This is a genomic window from Rhodanobacter sp. B04 (genome assembly GCF_002001125.1).
GTDB lineage: Bacteria > Pseudomonadota > Gammaproteobacteria > Xanthomonadales > Rhodanobacteraceae > Rhodanobacter.
On record NZ_MUNV01000007.1, the window covers coordinates 81792 to 98273 of the forward strand.

Below are 16482 nucleotides of genomic sequence, written 5' to 3' on the forward strand. Positions count from 1 at the left end.
TTTGGCCGTTGGACGGAGTGCACGCCATGTCACTTAAGTTCACCATTCTGATCTCCATCCGCTTCGGGATGCAGCGCTGGGAAAACGTGCGTTTTCTTGCGGCGGTTCGCACGGTCGAGGATTTTCTCAACGCCGAGCAGAACGCCTTCATCATGCTCAAGTCGCACATCAACGCGGACTCCTGGTTCACCTCGTACTGTTCCGAGCTACTTGGCCGAGTGAAACAGCCGACCGACTCCGATTGGAGCGACGTGCAGCTGGCACTCGGGCGTGCCCGCAACGCCTACGATGCCGGACTCAGCCAGGAGGCAGTGAAGGCGTTGGAGCATGGTGTTCTTGCATTCAACATCGTGCACAAAAAATTCTGGGCCTATCGCGAGGCCTTGTCGGATGGCGGCAATCTGGCAGTCACCTCGTTAACCATCACCACGATGGTAGTCGGAGCCGTGTTCAGCGCCGGCGTCGGCGCCCTCGGAGCTTCGGTAGTCGTTGGCGCCGCGGCTTCGGCAGGACTGACGCTGGCGGAGCAGACTGCCACGAATGTCGTGGGGGTGCTTATTGACGAGCGGCGGAAGTTTGACGTAGCTGATGTCGTGCTGCAGACCAGCGCGAGCTTCGTCTCCAGCTTGTTGTCGGGCAAGCTTTGCGAGATGTTCGCGACCAAGGTTGCCCAGTCAGCCATCGTCAAGCTTTATGGCGTCCGCGGCCTTCCGCAGATGACTTTCAGGCAGCTCGCGCAGTGGGCGAAGGAGTCCGGTGTCGCCTTGCCCCTGGGTCGCTGGATGACTACCCCCCAGGAGTTCCTCGCCGCGCTATCTCCGTCCTTCGCCTTCGACCGGCTACTCGACCTAGTCACCAATGTTGGCAAGGAGATAGCCAAGGAAAAGGAAGCGGCCAAGAAAAAAATGGGGATAAAGATGACGCTGGAGGAGTTCATGGACAAGATCGTGGAGCATGTGATGGCGACTATTCACGCTATCAAGTAGGTGCATCGAGCCCGGCCCCGTATCCCATGCCGCAAAGGGTGTCACCATTTCCATGATTTATCGGAAAGTCGAACCTGACCCTTGCTTCTGCTGTTTCTGCTGCTCAGCCGACCGGGCGCGCCGCCTACTCGGCGCGTCCAGTCGAGCCGAAATGGCCTCAGATGGCAGGCTGGACGTATGCCAGCGCCGCTGCCCTTTCACCACCGCCGAGCGGTCCGACGACAGTGAGCCGAGCCGAAGGGCGCGATATGCCGCGCAGGGGTGCGCATGCCGGTACGGCGAGATAGGAGGCTGCCTCCTCCCTCACGTCTGCATGCGAACGACGACGCCCATCGAGGCGCTGCACACTGTCGACGTCATGAATGATGTCGCGCAGTCTCTCTGCGTCGCGAATGATGGCATCGCCCATGATCGACAGCGTGACGTCAGCGAAATCCGCCTGATCGGTAGCGACCACTACATCGCCATGGGCGCGGAGGATGTCGCCCAGCCGGGCCAGTTCGTCGATCTGGTCCAGGGTGACGCCCGACACATAGCATTTGCCCGCCTCGTTCGTCGCCAACCAGCCCAATTCCGGTTCAGTGTCGTCCGTGTCCGCCGCTACCTCAGTGAAGGCGGACACTTTCGGCTCAGCTTCAACCTCCGCCTTGGCCTCGGGCGCAGCCACCTTGTCGCCACGCTCGGCGGGATACGAGAGTTCGTCCAGCACCTGCCCTACCTGCTCCGCCAACAGTTCCAGGCAGATCGCCACTTCGCTCGCGCGAATTTCGGGACCCGACCAATCCAGCTCCTCGTCCGCCGTCCGCGGTTCCGCGAGACGTGACAAGAATTGAGCGTAATCGCGTAGTTTCGTCAGCCGGTACTGGCTGTCCTCCGGCAGAAAATAGCCCGTCGTTTCCAGATCATCCGCATCGAACGTCGACATGGTCGCCTCCTAATTCCATAGAAGTGCCCGTCCACGGCATGACGACGGACGGGGTGTCGGGAGGCTAGAAACCGCACAGAGCCGGCGGGCGTATTCCCCTTGCGGGTGTTGTATTAGCCGCCCTCCCGACGCAGGTATCACGTCGGCTTGCACCTGCAAGCAGGCACAAAAAACCCACCGGTTTGTCGGAGGTGGGTACCGCTCTGTGGGGAGTTTCTAGGCTCCTTGGGATGGAAGTCTGCTATCGCGACTGGGTGGTGTCAACAGCTGTACTTTGGCGGATGCCATGACCATCCCACGCACTTCCTACCGCCCTTTTGGAACTCAAGGCAACGGAGGCAGCCCCAACTCCACGAGAAAAACGTTGTGTCGCTTCTTCGCCTCGTCGATGCTCAACTCGATCGCTTCCAGATCGGCATGCACGGTTTTGAGATCGATTTCTTTCTCGGCTTCGGCGGTACTGATGTAACGGGAGATGTTGAGGTTGTAGTCGTTGTCAACGATCTCCTTCATGGCCACACGTCGGGAGTAGCGCTCCTGCTCATTCCGGTTCTGGTACGTGCTGACGATCTTCTGGATGTGTTCATCCGTCAGCTGGTTCTGCCGCTTGCCCTTGACGAAGTGATCAGCCGCGTTGATGAACAGCACGTCGTCCGGCTTCTTGCACTTCTTCAGCACCAGGATGCACACCGGGATGCCGGTGGAATAGAACAGGTTTGGCGGCAAGCCGATCACTGTGTCGATGTGGCTGTCGGTGAGCAGCTTCGTGCGGATCTCCGCCTCCTTGCCGCCGCGGAACAGCACGCCGTGCGGAAGGATGATGGCCATGACACCGTCGTCCTTCAGGTAATGCAGTCCGTGCAACAGGAAGGCGAAGTCGGCCGCGCTCTTCGGTGCCACGCCGTGATTCTTGAACCGCGAATCTTGGCTCGCTTCATCCTTTGGCTCCCAGCGGTAGCTGAAGGGCGGGTTGGCTACCACCGCGTCGAATTTCGGCTTCTTCGCCGGGTTGGTTTCGCGCAGCCAGTCCCAGTCGTTCTTCAGGGTGTCGCCGTGCCAGATCTCGAACTCGGTGTCCTTCACTCCGTGCAGCAGCATGTTCATGCGAGCGAGGTTGTACGTAGTGATGTTGGATTCCTGCCCGTAGATGCGGCCGATGCTGCCGCCCGCTTCAGTCATGCGGTGGCGCACGTTGAGCAGTAGGGAACCCGAGCCGCAGGCGAAATCGAACACACTGTCCAGCTTTCGGCGCGGCCCAGCTTTCGGCTCCTGGCTGTCCAGCGTGACGATGGCCGAGAGAATGTTGGAGATCTGTTGCGGGGTGTAGAACTCGCCCGCCTTCTTGCCCGAGCCGGCCGCGAATTGGCCGATCAGGTACTTGCTGTCGAAGCCGGTGAGCAGCATGTCCACCACGATCACGATGTCGAGCTTTTCGCGGCCCTTCATCGGCAGGTCGGCGTTCGGGAACTGCTGGTCCTTGATGCGCTGCTGCACGTCCTGGTAGTAGGCGTCGAACTCCTCGATGCGGTGGTTGGTGCCGAAGCGCGCGTTGTAGTCGGCGATGATGGCCTTCAGCGCATTTTTCTTGGCTTCGGGATCTTGCTTGTTGTCTTCCTGTTCCTGCGGCAGGTCTTCCTGCAGCTGCTTCACATCGGCGCTGACGTCGGCCGGCGGGGAGAACACTGCGGCGATATTGAGCGGCACGAAGTCCGGATTGGCCTGCTGCTTTTCGGCCTGGGCAACTTCGAAAAGCTTGTAGTACTCGATGGCGTCATTGATGGACGCGGTGGCAAGGATGGCGTTGAAGCGGCGCCCGCCGGTGGCGGCATCGTGCTTGGCCAGGATGGCCTCGACCACGGCGCGCTTGGCCAGGGTTTCGCCAGCTTTAAGCGCGTGCTTGCCATCGGGTTTGTAGTAGTCCACATGGAAGCGCAGGACGTTCCTGTCTTCGATGGCGTGGGTGATGGTGTATTCATGCAGGGACTGCTGGAACAGGTCTTCGGTGGTCTTGAGGGTCTGCACGTCACCCTCGATGCGCTTGTAGCTTGCGTTCTGCTCGAAGATCGGCGTGCCGGTGAAGCCGAACAGCTGGGCCTTCGGGAAGAACTCCTTGATGGCCTGGTGGTTGTCGCCGAACTGCGAGCGGTGGCATTCGTCGAAAATGAAGACGATGCGCTTGTCGCGTAGCGATTCGAGCTGGTCGGTGTAGCTTGCCAGCCCGCGCTTTTCGCGACTCTTGTTGCGCTTGCTGTTTTCGTCCAGCGCCAGGCCAAGCTTCTGGATGGTGCAGACGATGACCTTGTCGGCCGCGTCGTCCGAGAGCATGCGGCGCACCAGCGCGCCGGTGTTGGTATTCTCCTCGACGCAGCCTTCCTGGAAGCGGTTGAATTCCTCGCGGGTCTGGCGATCGAGGTCCTTGCGGTCCACCACGAACAGGCACTTTTCGATGGCCGGGTTAGCCTTGAGCAGGGTGGATGCCTTGAAGCTGGTGAGCGTCTTGCCGCTGCCGGTGGTGTGCCAGATATAGCCGTTGCCGAGGTTCTTCTCGATGCACTCGACGATGTTCTTCACCGCGTAGATCTGGTACGGCCGCATCATCAATAGCTTCTGCTCGCTGGCCACCAGCACCATGTAGCGGCTGATCATCTGGCCCAGCGTGCACTTGGCCAGGAACGCCTCGGCAAAGGCGTCGATGCCGTTGATCTTGGTGTTGTCCGACGCGGCGTACTGGTAGATCGGCAGGAAGCGCTCGTCAGCGTTGAACGCGAAGTGGCGCGCGTTGTTGTTGGCGAAGTAGTACGTGAAATCGCGGTTGCTGACGATGAACAACTGGATGAAGCACAGCAGTGTGCGTGTATAGCTGTTGCCGGGGTCGTTCTTGTATTCGACGATTTGCTCGATGGCCCGACGTGGATTGATACCGAGCGTCTTCAGTTCGATCTGCACCGCCGGCACACCGTTGATGAGCAGCAGCACGTCGTAGCGGTGGTAGCTGTAGTCGGTGTTGATGCGGAACTGGCTGGCGACCTCGAAGTCGTTCTTGCACCAGTCGTTGATGTTCACCAACGTGTAGTTGAGCGGTGTGCCGTCGTCGCGGGTGAAGGCGTTGCGGTGGCGCAAGGTGTGTGCGGCCTTGAACACGTCTGGGGTAACGACCTCCTCCAGCAGGCGCTGGAACTCGGCATCGGTCAGCTTGACCCGGTTCAACGCCTGGAACTTTTCGCGGAAGTTGCGCTCCATCGCCGCGCGGTCGCGGATGTCCGGACGCAGGGTGTACTTGAGCTCGCTGAGCTTTTCGATCAGCTCCTGCTCGATGGTGCTTTCCCTGACTTGCATTGAGAACCTCGTCATCGTTGCGCCATTGGCTTCAGGCAAAACCCGAGCCCAGGGTGCTCATCGTCACGAGGCAGACTAGCTCCTTCGCGCCTTGCTGCCTCCCCCTGCGTGCCATCAGCGCATTGTCCCGCACTTGACATGCTGCGCGGTATCTCCCAACGCTTGCCGGCCTGCCATGCAGCCACACAGCGAACAAAGCGCCTTGAAGGCGCTCTGTTCGGATCCTCTTAGCCCCAATTTATCAGCGAGGGCACTCTGGCAAGCTGAGCAAATTGTCGGGCTGCTCCCCATCCGCCTCCGTCTTCAAATATTTGTGCCCAAAGCGACTGATCGCCACGATAACGCTCACCGTGCGACCACCACGGGATACATGAAATGACCATTTGCCACTTTCGATTCCTGCGATGGCCTCGGCCTGACTGAGGCCCCATCGCTGACCATCCGCGTTGACACCACCAATGCGAAGAATCCGCTCATGGGGATCGTAACGGTCGCTTTTGTTAATGCACTTGACCTCGATGCTCATACACCCGGCTCCTGTCGTCAGGCCCCGCCATCATTGACGAGACTGCAATAACTTGCGACAAGTCAGTCTCGTGGATTGCGACAGCAACACAACAGGCTCAGCGCATTAGAACGAACCTGACTGCTGGCGCAGCCAACCAACTTCCAGGGCAGCGTTCTGGACGCAAACAAAAAGGCCACGCATCTAGCGTGGCCCTTTCCTCTTACACCATCGGCAACTTCAACCCCTGCTCCTTCGCACACTCCACCGCAATCTCATACCCCGCATCCGCATGCCGCATCACGCCCGTACCCGGATCGTTCCACAGCACCCGTGCAATCCGCTTGTCCGCTTCCGGCGTACCGTCGCAGACGATCACTACACCTGAGTGCTGCGAGTAACCCATGCCTACCCCGCCGCCGTGATGCAGCGACACCCAGGTCGCGCCGCCGGCGGTGTTGAGCATGGCGTTGAGCAACGGCCAGTCGGACACCGCATCGCTACCATCCTTCATCGCCTCGGTTTCGCGGTTCGGTGAGGCGACGGAGCCGGAATCCAGATGATCGCGCCCAATCACCACCGGCGCCTTCAACTCGCCGTTGCGCACCATCTCGTTGAACGCCAGCCCCAGCTTGTGGCGCAGCCCCAACCCGACCCAGCAAATGCGCGCCGGCAGCCCCTGGAAGCTGATCCGCTCCTTCGCCATGTCCAGCCAGTTGTGCAGGTGCGGGTCGTCCGGGATGAGCTCCTTGACCTTGGCGTCGGTCTTGTAGATGTCTTCCGGATCGCCGGACAGCGCGACCCAGCGGAACGGACCGATGCCGCGGCAGAACAGCGGGCGCACGTAGGCCGGCACGAAGCCGGGGAACGCGAACGCGTTGGCGAGGCCTTCGTCCTTCGCCATCTGGCGGATGTTGTTGCCGTAGTCGAAGGTGGGAATGCCCTGCGCGTGGAACGCGAGCATCGCCTCGACGTGGGTGCGCATGGAGCGCTTGGCGGCATCGCGCGTGCCTTCGGGATCGCTCTTGCGGCGCTCGAACCACTGCTCCAGCGTCCAGCCCTGCGGCAGGTAGCCGTTGACCGGATCGTGCGCGCTGGTCTGGTCGGTGACGGCATCGGGACGCACGCCGCGCTTGACCAGTTCCGGCAGGATGTCGGCCGCATTGCCGAGCAAGGCGATGGATTTCGCTTCGCCGGCTTTCGTGTATTTCTCGATGCGCGCGAGCGCGTCGTCGAGGTCGGCGGCCTGCTCGTCGACGTAGCGGGTCTTCAGGCGGAAGTCGATGCTCCTCTGCTGGCATTCGATATTGAGCGAGCACGCGCCGGCCAGCGTGGCGGCCAGCGGCTGCGCGCCGCCCATGCCGCCGAGGCCGGCGGTGAGGATCCAGCGCCCTTTCAAGTTCCCGTGGTAATGCTGGCGGCCCATCTCGACGAAGGTCTCGTAGGTGCCCTGCACGATGCCCTGCGAGCCGATGTAGATCCACGAGCCGGCGGTCATCTGGCCGTACATCATCAGGCCTTTCTTGTCGAGCTCGTTGAAGTGCTCCCAGGTGGCCCAGTGCGGCACCAGGTTGGAGTTGGCGATCAGCACGCGCGGCGCGTCGGCATGCGTGCGGAACACGCCGACCGGCTTGCCGGACTGCACCAGCAGGGTCTCGTCGTCGTTCAGCTCGCGCAGGCTGCGCAGGATCGCGTCGAAGCATTCCCAGTTGCGCGCGGCGCGGCCGATGCCGCCGTACACCACCAGCTCGGCCGGGTTCTCCGCCACCTCGGGATCGAGGTTGTTCTGCAACATGCGGAACGGCGCCTCGCTGAGCCAGCTCTTGCAGGAAAGCGCGGTGCCGCGCGGCGCGCGGATGGTGCGGGCGGTGTCGATGCGGGTGGGGGCGTTCATCACGAAGGGCTCCGGTGAGTCAGACCACCGAGTATAGGTCAGCACCCGCACTGACCGAACCGGCCGGCGGCGCGCTAGGCCGCAGGCAGCTGCAGGCGCGGAAACGCCAGGGTCATCGTGGTGCCCTGGCCCGGCGCGGATTCCACGTCGACGAACCCGCCGGCCTGGCGCATCACGCCGTATACCTGGGCCAGGCCCAGGCCGGTGCCGGCGCCTTCGGGCTTGGTGGTGAAGTACGGCTCGAACAGGCGCTCGCGCACTTCCTCGGCCATGCCGCAACCGTTGTCGGTGACGGCCAGCGTGACGTAGTCGCCCGCGGGGCGCAGGGTGCTGGCCTGCGCCTCGCCGACCACCAGCTCGCCGAGACGGACGCGGATCGCGCCCTGCCGGCTGCAGGCGTCGCGCGCGTTGATGCACAGGTTGATGAAGGCCTGTTCGATGGAATGGCTGTCGCCCATCGTCGGCAGTTCGGTCGCGGCCGGCTCGACCCGGAAATCGATGCTGGCGCCCAGGCTGTGGCGCGCGAAGCCCTCGATGTCGCGGATGATCGCGCCCAGCTCGACCGGCTCGGCGGTATAGCGATGCACGCGCGCAAACGCCAGCAGGCGCTTGGACAGCAGCGCGGCGTGGTGCACGCCGTCCATGCTGTAGCCGAGCAGGCGGCGCTGGGTCTCGTTGAGGTTGGCCGAATCGTCCTGGATGCTGCTCAACGCCACGATGGCGATCTGCAGCATGTTGGAGAAGTCATGCGAGAGGCCGGCCACCAGCTGGCCGATCGCCTCGTTCTTCTGCGCCTGTTGCGCGGCGTGCTCGGCCACCGCCTGCGCGGCGCTGGCCAGGCCCAGTTGCAGCTTCAGCGAGTGCTCGCGGTCGCTGACCTGCTTGCGCACCAGCCGCGCGCGGGCCAGTTGCCGGCCCAGCGCCTCGTTGCGGGCGACGCCGGTTTCGCCGGCGGACTCGCTGAGGCTGAGCTGGTTGTGCAGCCCGAGGATCACGGTATCCAGCGCCTGCTTGGCCCGCACGCGTTCGGTGATGTCGTGGCTGATGACGGCGATGCCCTCGACCTGGTCGGCGGCCCCCAGATACGGATGCACGCTGACCAGCCACCAGCACACCTCGCCGCCGGTCGCCGGCAGCGTCTGGGTGAACTGCGCGGACTGCCCCGAGCGCGCGGTGAGCAACGCCGCCTCGATCGCGGCCCGTGCCGGCTCGGGCCAGAACGCGGCCAGCGGCCGGCCGGTGGCCGCGGCCGGGTCGGCGATGCACAGCGCGACGCAGCCACTGTCGTTCATGTGGATGATGCGGCCCTGCACGTCGAGTTCGTGCACGCCGTCCGGGGAGAATCCGATCAGCTGCCGATAGCGTTCGAGATCGTTCATGTGTCGCCGCCTGCCAGGAGACGCAGCATAGACACAATCGGACCTCACTGCGTGTTAACACCGGACCGGCCATGGTCAGAGCCAGATACCCTCTGCCGAGCATGCCGAAACCGATGACCCACGCGCAGAACCACACGATCCTGCTGGCCGAGGACGACCGCAGCGCCCGCGAGGTCACCGCCCTGGTGCTGGAGGCCGAGGGCTACCACGTCATCACCACCAGCAACGGCACCCGCGCGCTGAACATCCTGCTGCAGGACGCCACCATCGGCCTGCTGGTGAGCGACATCCACATGCCCGGCGGCATCGATGGCATCGAGCTGGCCCAGCGCGTGCAGATGAACCGGCAGATCCGGATCATGCTGATCTCGGCCGACCCGCGCGGCAGCTTCGCCTACTTCCCCGAAAACGTGACGTTTCTGTCCAAGCCCTACGACCGCCGTGCCCTGCTCGGCGCAGTGGGCGGGCTGCTGCACGGCGCGCTCATGTGACGCCGAGCTGGTTTTGCGGAAACGCTTCGGTGGCGCATCGCGCACGGGCCATGCAGACGCTGTCGAGATGGACGCGAGCATTCACGCGAACCGCCGGATACCGGCGGCCGCTGCGTGGAGCCATTGATCCGCGTCAGCCTTGCGGCTGACCCTTGGCGGCAAGCACCTGGTTGCCCGAGTGCGTCTGCATGACCGCTGCCGCACGCATCCGCGTGATCATCTTCGCCAGTTCCGGGTTGTTGCCGAAGTGCGCCTCCAGATAGTCCACGGTGTCGTTCATCCCGGCGCGGGGCTGCTTCTGCTGGATAGTGGCGCGCAGCATCCAGCCGTACGGATTTTCCGGCTGGGCCTTGATCAGCTGGTCGGCAACCTTCCAGCCCTTGTCCCAGTCGTGCGACGAATTCACGTACAGGCTGCCTAGCCGTGCCAAGGATTGCATGTCGCCCGGGTCGAGCGAGATCAGCGTGCGAAAATCCTGTTCGGCATGCGGGTAATCTTCCACGGCCTCGTAAGCCTGGGCGCGGGCATTGAGGGCCTCCTGGTCGTGCGGCGACGCGGCAAGCAGCCGGCTGGCCTCGTCCACGGCCCACGCGGCCTCGTCGAACTCAAGCAGGTCGTAAACCCGCTGGACCCGCGCCCGATCCAGCGCCTGGTCGAAGCGCAGCGCTTCCGACAGATAGATTGCCGACACTTGCGGGTACTTGGTGTCGACGGCGGCATTGCCGGCACTGAGCAGATCGTTGCTGCTGGCGAGCTGATCGAATGCGGCCGGATACGCAGCCAGCTCGGTCTGCTTGTCGCACGCACAATTGTCGACCTTGTAGAACGGTTCTTTCGATTGCAGCATCACCAGCAACGGGTTGTGCCTGGCGTGGATCCTCGACTGACCGGCAAGCCGCTGCATGGCTTCCAGCGAACCGCCCCACTTGGGCTGCTCCAGCCACATCCGCATGCTGTAGATCCCGAAGTTGTCAGGCGCCACGGCGAGCCCGCGCCTGGCGGCATCGAGCCCGTAGGCACGACCGAGGCTGAGGCCACCGGCATGGACCATGGCCCGGTATGCCGGCGTGATGCGTGGATCGAGCTCAATGGCACGGCGCAGGTCGCTATCGGCCTGGGCCAGCAGCTTGTCCATCGCGTCGATGTTGCTCTGCGGCGTATCTGCGATGTACTGGCCGCCACGCGCATCCGCGGCCATCTGCACGTATGCATAGCCGCTGGCGGCATAGGCGAAGGCGCTGTTCGGCGAGTCGCGCTTCCACGCATCCAGGGTGGGGCGGATATCGAACGAGCCGTTTTCGAAATCCTCATAGAAGGTGCGATCGAGTCGACCGTGCGCGTCGGGCTGGGTCATCTGCGCCTGCAAGGCTTCCGCGAGACGGCGATCGACTTCCGCGGCATGGCCGCTCCGGATCAGACGCTCAATGTCGGCAAACGGGAGCACCGGCTGATAGCGATAGCGGCAATACGCGTCCACCGCATCATGCGACCAGTGGCTGCCGGGCGGGTCGGGATAGGCCAGGCAGCGCTGCAGCGGATCCCTGATCGCCTCGGCCTGCTTCGCCCTGGCGAGAAACGCGTACGTCTCCGCACGGGTAAACAGGTGCTTGCCGACCTCCTTCAGAGGATCCGGCGCCGGCTGCTTCGCCAGCTCGACACTGACCTGGTGCAAGCGCGTCATCCCTGACCAGATACCCCATGCCCACTCGCCGATGCCGAGCAAGATGATCGCCACCATCAGCAACCAACGCGGACCTGAACCCATGTTTGCCTCCCCTGGCCGTTGTGTCGCGACAGTATCACCGCCCCGGCGCCTATGTCCGTCGAGCCACCTGCCTGCAGGATCGCCCGGCAGCGGATTTCCGGTGTGCCTGGAATCGTCGACGCGGGTGAAGGCGTCGTCGTCGAGCAAGGCTCCGACAAGGCGATCGCCTGAACCAGTGGAGCTGCGGATACACCGCGGGTTATCTTGCCGCCTCGGTTCAACAGGAGTGAAACCCATGCGCGCAATCGGACGCACCGCTGTTGCTGCTCTTCTGGCATGGCTCGCATCGTCGGGTCCTGCCGCGGCGACCGACTTCGCCCGCCAAAATCACGCGCAGGTCACTGCGTTCGCGAAGCTTTACGGCGTGGTCCGCTATTTCTACCCGGGCGATGCCGCCAGGGGCATCGACTGGAACCGTTTCGCCGTGGCCGGCGTCACCGACGCGCAACAGGCGCATGGCAGCACCGACCTGCAGGGCAAACTGAGCGCGCTGTTCGAACCGCTGGGACCGGGCATCGAGATCGTTCCGGAGACGGCGACATTCCCCGCGTTGCCGGTCGACGCCGCGAGGCAGCCGCTGGTGGCGTGGCGCTACCTCGGCTTTCCGGCGAAGGACACTCCGTATGCCGGCGAGAGAACCTCGCGCGGCGCCGCCGGGCGGTTCGTCGGTATCGCCAGCGAGCTGGATGCGCGCCCGCTGCAGGGCAAGACCGTGCGCCTGCGCGGCAGCATCAAGGCGTTGAAGCAGTCCACCACCTCGGGACTGGGGCTCTGGCTGCGTACCGACCGGAACGGCAAGCCGCCAGGCTTTTTCAAGAATACCGACGACAGCCAGGTGCATGACCTGGCGTGGCATGACTATGCCATCACCGCACCGGTGGGCGTCGACGCAACGATCCTTGCATTCGGATTCACCGTGAGCCTGGCCGGCGATGCCACCGAACCCGCGGCGGCCTTTCGCGACCTGAGGCTGGACGTGAGCGACGGACACGGCGGCTGGCAGCCGGTCGCGATACCCGACCTCCGTCCGGCGCAGCAGCCATCGCAGGCCTGGTCCCTGGTCGGCAGCGCCGTCACGGACGACACGAACCTTTCATGGCAACAGGCAGGCACCGACCCCGGTTACCTGGTCGTGCAGCAGCATGGCCACGCGGTCGAGCGCATGCTGTTCGACGCACCGCCCGTGGCCGGCAAGAGCGCAGAATTCGCGCTCGGCGCCGGTTTGAAGGCGCGCGTCGCGTTGACGCTGACGGACGCGCAGGCGCTCCCGTCGGCGGACCGCGCCGTGGCGCTGCAAGCACTCAACGCACGCCTCGCCGGCATGCCCGACCCCAAAACCGCCGTCGCATCCGGCGCGGCACGGGAGGCCGACATGGTGGTCGCCTGGAACGTGTTCCGCCATTTCTATCCGTACTGGGACGTGATTCGCCTCGACTGGGATCGCGAGCTGCCGCAGGCGCTGGCCGATGCGGACAAGGCGGATTCCAGGGCAGCCCAGCAACGTGCGCTGCAGCGCCTGCTCGCGCCGCTCGGGGATGCGCACGGCACCGTGTTCGACACGCTGGGGAAAAAGCCGGCCAGCCTGCCGATCGCCCTGGAGCCGGTCGAACACCAATGGGTGGTGGTGGCCACGCATGTGCCCGGTCAGGCCAGGGTCGGCGACGTGATCACCGCGATCGATGGGGTGGCCATGCCGCAGGCAAGAGAGCAGGCCGAAGCGCTCGCCTCCGGCCAGCCGTCCTCGCTTGCCTGGAAGGCGCTGCAAGGCATCGAGTGGGGGCCGCCGTCCGACTCACATACCTTCGGCCTCAAGCACGTCGACGGATCGGTCGGCACGGTTACGCTTGCGTATGCCGAGCCGACGCCACCGGCGGCGGCGCGACCGGCACCGATCGCCGAACTGAAGCCGGGCGTCTGGTACGTGGATCTGGCGCGCACCGACATCGCGCTGTTCACGGCGAACCTTGCACAGCTGGCCAGCGCACGCACGGTGATCTACGATGTGCGCGGCTACCCGAAGGATTTCAAGGTCAGCACCACCCTTCCCGCGCACCTGCTCGATCATGCCGAGCACGCGAAGTGGATGCACATTCCGCGTTACATCGGCCCGTTTGGCGAGCTCGCCGGCTATACGGATCTCGGCTGGGACATCCGGCCGGCCGCGCCGCATTTTTCGTCGCGGGCGATCTTCCTCGCCGACGGCCGCACGATCAGCCAGGCCGAGGCGGTCATGGGCTATGTGCAGGACGAAAGGCTGGGCACGATCGTCGGGGCGACCACGCGCGGGGTGGATGGAAACATCACGTCGTTCGAAGTCCCGCTGGGCTTCCGGGTGATCTTTACCGGCATGAAGGTGACCCATCACGATGGCGTCAGCCGCTATCACGCGCTCGGCACCGCGCCGGATGTGGCCGTGCAGCCGACGATCGCCGGCATCCGCGCCGGCCGCGACGAAGTGCTGGAGGCGGCACTGCAACTGGCGCAGTGATGGCTTCCAGCACTGGCAGCGGACCGCCGTGCAGCGGATGCTGGCTTTTCCGAAGACGAGAGGAGCGGCGCATGGCACGCATGTCCTGGTTCGCGATATGGCTGGCGTGCTCGTCCGCCGCCTCTGCCGCCGCACCGTCGTCGGCTTCGGACAGGGCCGCATGCGAGGTCTGGCAGCGCGAACTGTCGTTTGCGCAAAGCGTCCAGCGGCACGATGCGGCGGCCTTTGCAGACCACCTGCGGGCCGACGCGATCTTCGATGCGAATACGGCCGCGCCGGTACGCGGGCGCGACGCGATCCGACAGCACTGGGCGGCGATCGTCGCCGGCAAGACCGTGCGCCTGAGCTGGTATCCGCAGCACGTGGCGGTCGCGGACGACGGTCGCGTTGCGAATTCCAGCGGCGCGTATCTGTTCGAGGATCCGTCGCCGAACGCGAAGCCGCGTTACACGATCGGCCGGTTTTCCACGGTATGGCGGCGCGACGAGGATCGCGTGTGGCGCGTCGCGTTCGATGGCGGAGACGACGGCAGGCCCGCCAACGACAACGAGGTGGCGGCGTTTCATGCCGGCCTGCAGGCACGTTGCCCGGCGGGCGCTGGCACCGGCTGAATTGCGCCGCGGCATTGATGTCCGAAAACGGCGAGTCGGCTGCTGCAGCCGGTGCTAGCCTGCGCGCATGACCGAATCTTCCATCGCCACCCTGCCCGACACCCATGTCTGCGAAAAGGCCCGCCTGAGCCGCGATGCGCGTTTCGACGGGCTGTTCTTCACGGCGGTCACCAGCACGCGCATCTATTGCCGCCCGGTGTGCCCGGCACCGGCGCCGAAACCGGCGAACATCCGTTATTACGCGAGCGCTGCTGCCGCGGAAGCGGCCGGCTTCCGGCCATGCCTGCGCTGCCGGCCGGAACTCGCACCCGGCAATGCGGTGTGGCAGCGCGGCGAGCATGTGGTGGCGCGGGCGTTGAAGCTGATCGATGCCGGCATGCTGGCGGAGCATTCGCTGGAACAGCTGGCGGCGCGCGTCGACATCGGTGCGCGGCAGCTGCGGCGGCTGTTCGTCGAACATCTCGGCGCGCCACCGATCGACGTGCACACGACGCGCCGGTTGCTGTTCGCGAAGCAGCTGCTGACCGAGACCGCGCTGCCGGTGACCGAGGTGGCGCTCGCTTCGGGTTTCGGCAGCCTGCGCCGGTTCAATGCCGCGTTCCTGCAGGCGAACCGCATCCCGCCGCGCGAGCTGCGCCGGCATCCCCGTGCCGTGGTTGGCGAAGCGCTGGTACTACGGCTCGGCTATCGGCCGCCGTACGATTTCGAGGCGTTGCTGGGTTTCCTGCGCACGCGTTCGCTGCCGGGCGTGGAACTGGTCGACGACCACAGTTACATGCGTGTGTTTGGCGCTGCCGCTGCACCGGGCTGGCTGCGATTGAGCGCGTGGCCGAACGGGGAGCATGCCCTGAAGCTGGAACTGCACTGTCCACAACCGGCGCAGCTGTTGCCGGTGGTGACGCGCTTGCGGCGCATATTCGACCTGGATGCGGAGCCGCAGGCGATCGCCGCCACACTCGGTGCCGGCGGTGTGCTGAAGCCGCTGCTGCGCAAGCGCCCCGGCCTGCGCCTGCCCGGCGGATGGGACGGTTTCGAGATCGCGGTGCGCGCCGTGCTCGGCCAGCAGGTCAGCGTTGCCGCGGCGCGCACGCTGGCGACGCGGATCGTGCATCGATACGGCGAACCGTTGGTGACACCGCTGCGACCTGGACTCGAATGCCTGTTCCCCACGCCCGAACGACTGGCCGCAGCGGACCTGCGCGAAATCGGCGTGACCACCGCGCGTGCCGCCACGATCCGTGGCATCGCCCAGGCCTTGCTGGACGGCCGCATCGATTTCCGCGCGGAGCAGCCGCTGGACGAATTCGTGGCGCGTTGGGTCGCGCTGCCCGGCATCGGCGCATGGACGGCGCATTACATGGCGATGCGCGCGATGAGCCATCCGGACGCATTTCCCGCCGCCGACCTGATCCTGCGCCGCGTCGCCGCCGGCGACGCGCCCGAGCTGAGCACCAAGGCGCTCACCGCACTGGCCGAGGCATGGCGCCCATGGCGCGCCTACGCGGTAATGCACCTGTGGCGCAGCGCAAGCGATGCGGCGTCGGCGGCACGGAGCAAACCATGAACACCGAAACGATCCACCATGACGAGATGCGTTCGCCGATCGGCACGCTGCGCCTGGTTGCCGACGTGCAGGGACTGCGCGAAGTGTGGTTTGAAACCGGGCGTCATCAGAAAGTGCCGTCGCCAAGCTGGGTGCATTCGTCCAGGGCGCTGAATTTCGCACGGGTGCAGCTGGAGGAATATTTCGCCGGCGAGCGCCAGGCATTCGACTTGCCGCTGCATCCACTCGGCACGCCGTTCCAGCTTGCCGTGTGGGAAGAACTCGAACGGATTCCGTATGGCGTCACGATCAGCTACGGCGAACTGGCCCGGCGCATCGACCAACCCGCCGCCGTGCGCGCCGTCGGCGCCGCGAACGGGCGCAATCCGCTGCCGATCATCGTGCCCTGCCATCGCGTGATCGGCAGCAACGGCAGCCTCACCGGCTTCGGTGGTGGCTTGCCGACGAAACGTTTCCTGCTGGCGATGGAAGAGCGCGTCGCACGCGGGGATCTGTTTGCTGGCCTGCGGTAGGTCGCTGCACTCTCTCTAGTGCCCCT

12 protein-coding genes are annotated in these 16482 nt (G+C 64.8%); 6 read left to right on the top strand and 6 right to left on the bottom strand.

Annotated elements, in window-relative coordinates:
• Nucleotides 1-26: 26 nt before the first annotated feature.
• Nucleotides 27-986 (top strand): hypothetical protein, encoded by a 960-nt coding sequence (locus B0E46_RS05100; RefSeq protein WP_139350431.1) that lies wholly within the window; start codon nucleotides 27-29, stop codon nucleotides 984-986.
• 157 nt (nucleotides 987-1143) lie between these two features.
• Here B0E46_RS05100 and B0E46_RS05105 read toward each other — a convergent pair whose 3' ends face one another.
• The 5 genes from B0E46_RS05105 to B0E46_RS05125 form a co-directional block, all read right to left on the bottom strand.
• Nucleotides 1144-1911, bottom strand: coding sequence for a hypothetical protein (locus B0E46_RS05105; RefSeq protein WP_077554705.1), 768 nt, complete (start codon nucleotides 1909-1911; stop codon nucleotides 1144-1146).
• Nucleotides 1912-2235: 324 nt separating this feature from the next.
• Nucleotides 2236-5247 carry a type I restriction-modification system subunit M gene (locus tag B0E46_RS05110; protein WP_139350432.1) on the bottom strand — a complete coding sequence of 1004 codons (3012 nt, stop codon included), beginning with the start codon at nucleotides 5245-5247 and terminating at the stop codon, nucleotides 2236-2238.
• Between the two features lie 241 nt (nucleotides 5248-5488).
• A complete protein-coding gene (locus tag B0E46_RS05115) occupies nucleotides 5489-5773 on the bottom strand; it encodes a DUF3892 domain-containing protein (RefSeq protein WP_077554707.1) in 285 nt (94 codons plus the stop codon).
• A gap of 202 nt (nucleotides 5774-5975) precedes the next feature.
• Nucleotides 5976-7646 carry a urocanate hydratase gene (hutU, locus tag B0E46_RS05120; RefSeq protein ID WP_077554708.1) on the bottom strand — a complete coding sequence of 557 codons (1671 nt, stop codon included), beginning with the start codon at nucleotides 7644-7646 and terminating at the stop codon, nucleotides 5976-5978.
• Nucleotides 7647-7720: 74 nt separating this feature from the next.
• Nucleotides 7721-9025 (bottom strand): PAS domain-containing sensor histidine kinase, encoded by a 1305-nt coding sequence (locus tag B0E46_RS05125; protein ID WP_077554709.1) that lies wholly within the window; start codon nucleotides 9023-9025, stop codon nucleotides 7721-7723.
• 113 nt (nucleotides 9026-9138) lie between these two features.
• Here B0E46_RS05125 and B0E46_RS05130 point away from each other — a divergent pair, with 113 nt between their 5' ends.
• On the top strand, nucleotides 9139-9516 hold the full coding sequence (locus tag B0E46_RS05130; protein ID WP_077554710.1) for a response regulator: 378 nt from the start codon (nucleotides 9139-9141) through the stop codon (nucleotides 9514-9516).
• A gap of 133 nt (nucleotides 9517-9649) precedes the next feature.
• On the opposite strand, the gene B0E46_RS05135 is transcribed toward B0E46_RS05130, so the two are convergent.
• Nucleotides 9650-11281, bottom strand: a complete 1632-nt coding sequence (locus tag B0E46_RS05135; protein WP_077554977.1) for a DUF4034 domain-containing protein — start codon at nucleotides 11279-11281, stop codon at nucleotides 9650-9652.
• Nucleotides 11282-11516: 235 nt separating this feature from the next.
• Between B0E46_RS05135 and B0E46_RS05140 the strand changes: the two genes are divergently transcribed.
• The 4 genes from B0E46_RS05140 to B0E46_RS05155 all read left to right on the top strand — a co-directional run bounded on the left by B0E46_RS05140 (nucleotide 11517) and on the right by B0E46_RS05155 (nucleotide 16456).
• A complete protein-coding gene (locus B0E46_RS05140) occupies nucleotides 11517-13769 on the top strand; it encodes a S41 family peptidase (RefSeq protein WP_168171136.1) in 2253 nt (750 codons plus the stop codon).
• 71 nt (nucleotides 13770-13840) lie between these two features.
• Entirely contained in the window at nucleotides 13841-14380 is a 540-nt protein-coding gene (locus B0E46_RS05145) for a nuclear transport factor 2 family protein (protein ID WP_077554712.1), read from the top strand.
• Between the two features lie 67 nt (nucleotides 14381-14447).
• On the top strand, nucleotides 14448-15944 hold the full coding sequence (locus tag B0E46_RS05150; protein ID WP_077554713.1) for a DNA-3-methyladenine glycosylase 2: 1497 nt from the start codon (nucleotides 14448-14450) through the stop codon (nucleotides 15942-15944).
• Nucleotides 15941-16456 (top strand): methylated-DNA--[protein]-cysteine S-methyltransferase, encoded by a 516-nt coding sequence (locus tag B0E46_RS05155; RefSeq protein WP_077554978.1) that lies wholly within the window; start codon nucleotides 15941-15943, stop codon nucleotides 16454-16456. The genes B0E46_RS05150 and B0E46_RS05155 overlap by 4 nt, the downstream gene beginning before the upstream one ends.
• Nucleotides 16457-16482 lie beyond the last annotated feature (26 nt).

Excerpts from the sequence above, each read along its gene's own strand:
- B0E46_RS05130 (WP_077554710.1), top strand. The coding sequence starts at position 9,139 with ATGACCCACGCGCAGAACCACACGATCCTGCTGGCCGAGGACGACCGC.
- B0E46_RS05140 (WP_168171136.1), top strand. The coding sequence starts at position 11,517 with ATGCGCGCAATCGGACGCACCGCTGTTGCTGCTCTTCTGGCATGGCTC.
- B0E46_RS05155 (WP_077554978.1), top strand. The coding sequence starts at position 15,941 with ATGAACACCGAAACGATCCACCATGACGAGATGCGTTCGCCGATCGGC.
- B0E46_RS05125 (WP_077554709.1), bottom strand. The coding sequence starts at position 9,025 with ATGAACGATCTCGAACGCTATCGGCAGCTGATCGGATTCTCCCCGGAC.
- B0E46_RS05115 (WP_077554707.1), bottom strand. The coding sequence starts at position 5,773 with ATGAGCATCGAGGTCAAGTGCATTAACAAAAGCGACCGTTACGATCCC.
- hutU (WP_077554708.1), bottom strand. The coding sequence starts at position 7,646 with ATGAACGCCCCCACCCGCATCGACACCGCCCGCACCATCCGCGCGCCG.
- B0E46_RS05100 (WP_139350431.1), top strand. The coding sequence starts at position 27 with ATGTCACTTAAGTTCACCATTCTGATCTCCATCCGCTTCGGGATGCAG.
- B0E46_RS05145 (WP_077554712.1), top strand. The coding sequence starts at position 13,841 with ATGGCACGCATGTCCTGGTTCGCGATATGGCTGGCGTGCTCGTCCGCC.
- B0E46_RS05135 (WP_077554977.1), bottom strand. The coding sequence starts at position 11,281 with ATGGGTTCAGGTCCGCGTTGGTTGCTGATGGTGGCGATCATCTTGCTC.
- B0E46_RS05150 (WP_077554713.1), top strand. The coding sequence starts at position 14,448 with ATGACCGAATCTTCCATCGCCACCCTGCCCGACACCCATGTCTGCGAA.
- B0E46_RS05110 (WP_139350432.1), bottom strand. The coding sequence starts at position 5,247 with ATGCAAGTCAGGGAAAGCACCATCGAGCAGGAGCTGATCGAAAAGCTC.
- B0E46_RS05105 (WP_077554705.1), bottom strand. The coding sequence starts at position 1,911 with ATGTCGACGTTCGATGCGGATGATCTGGAAACGACGGGCTATTTTCTG.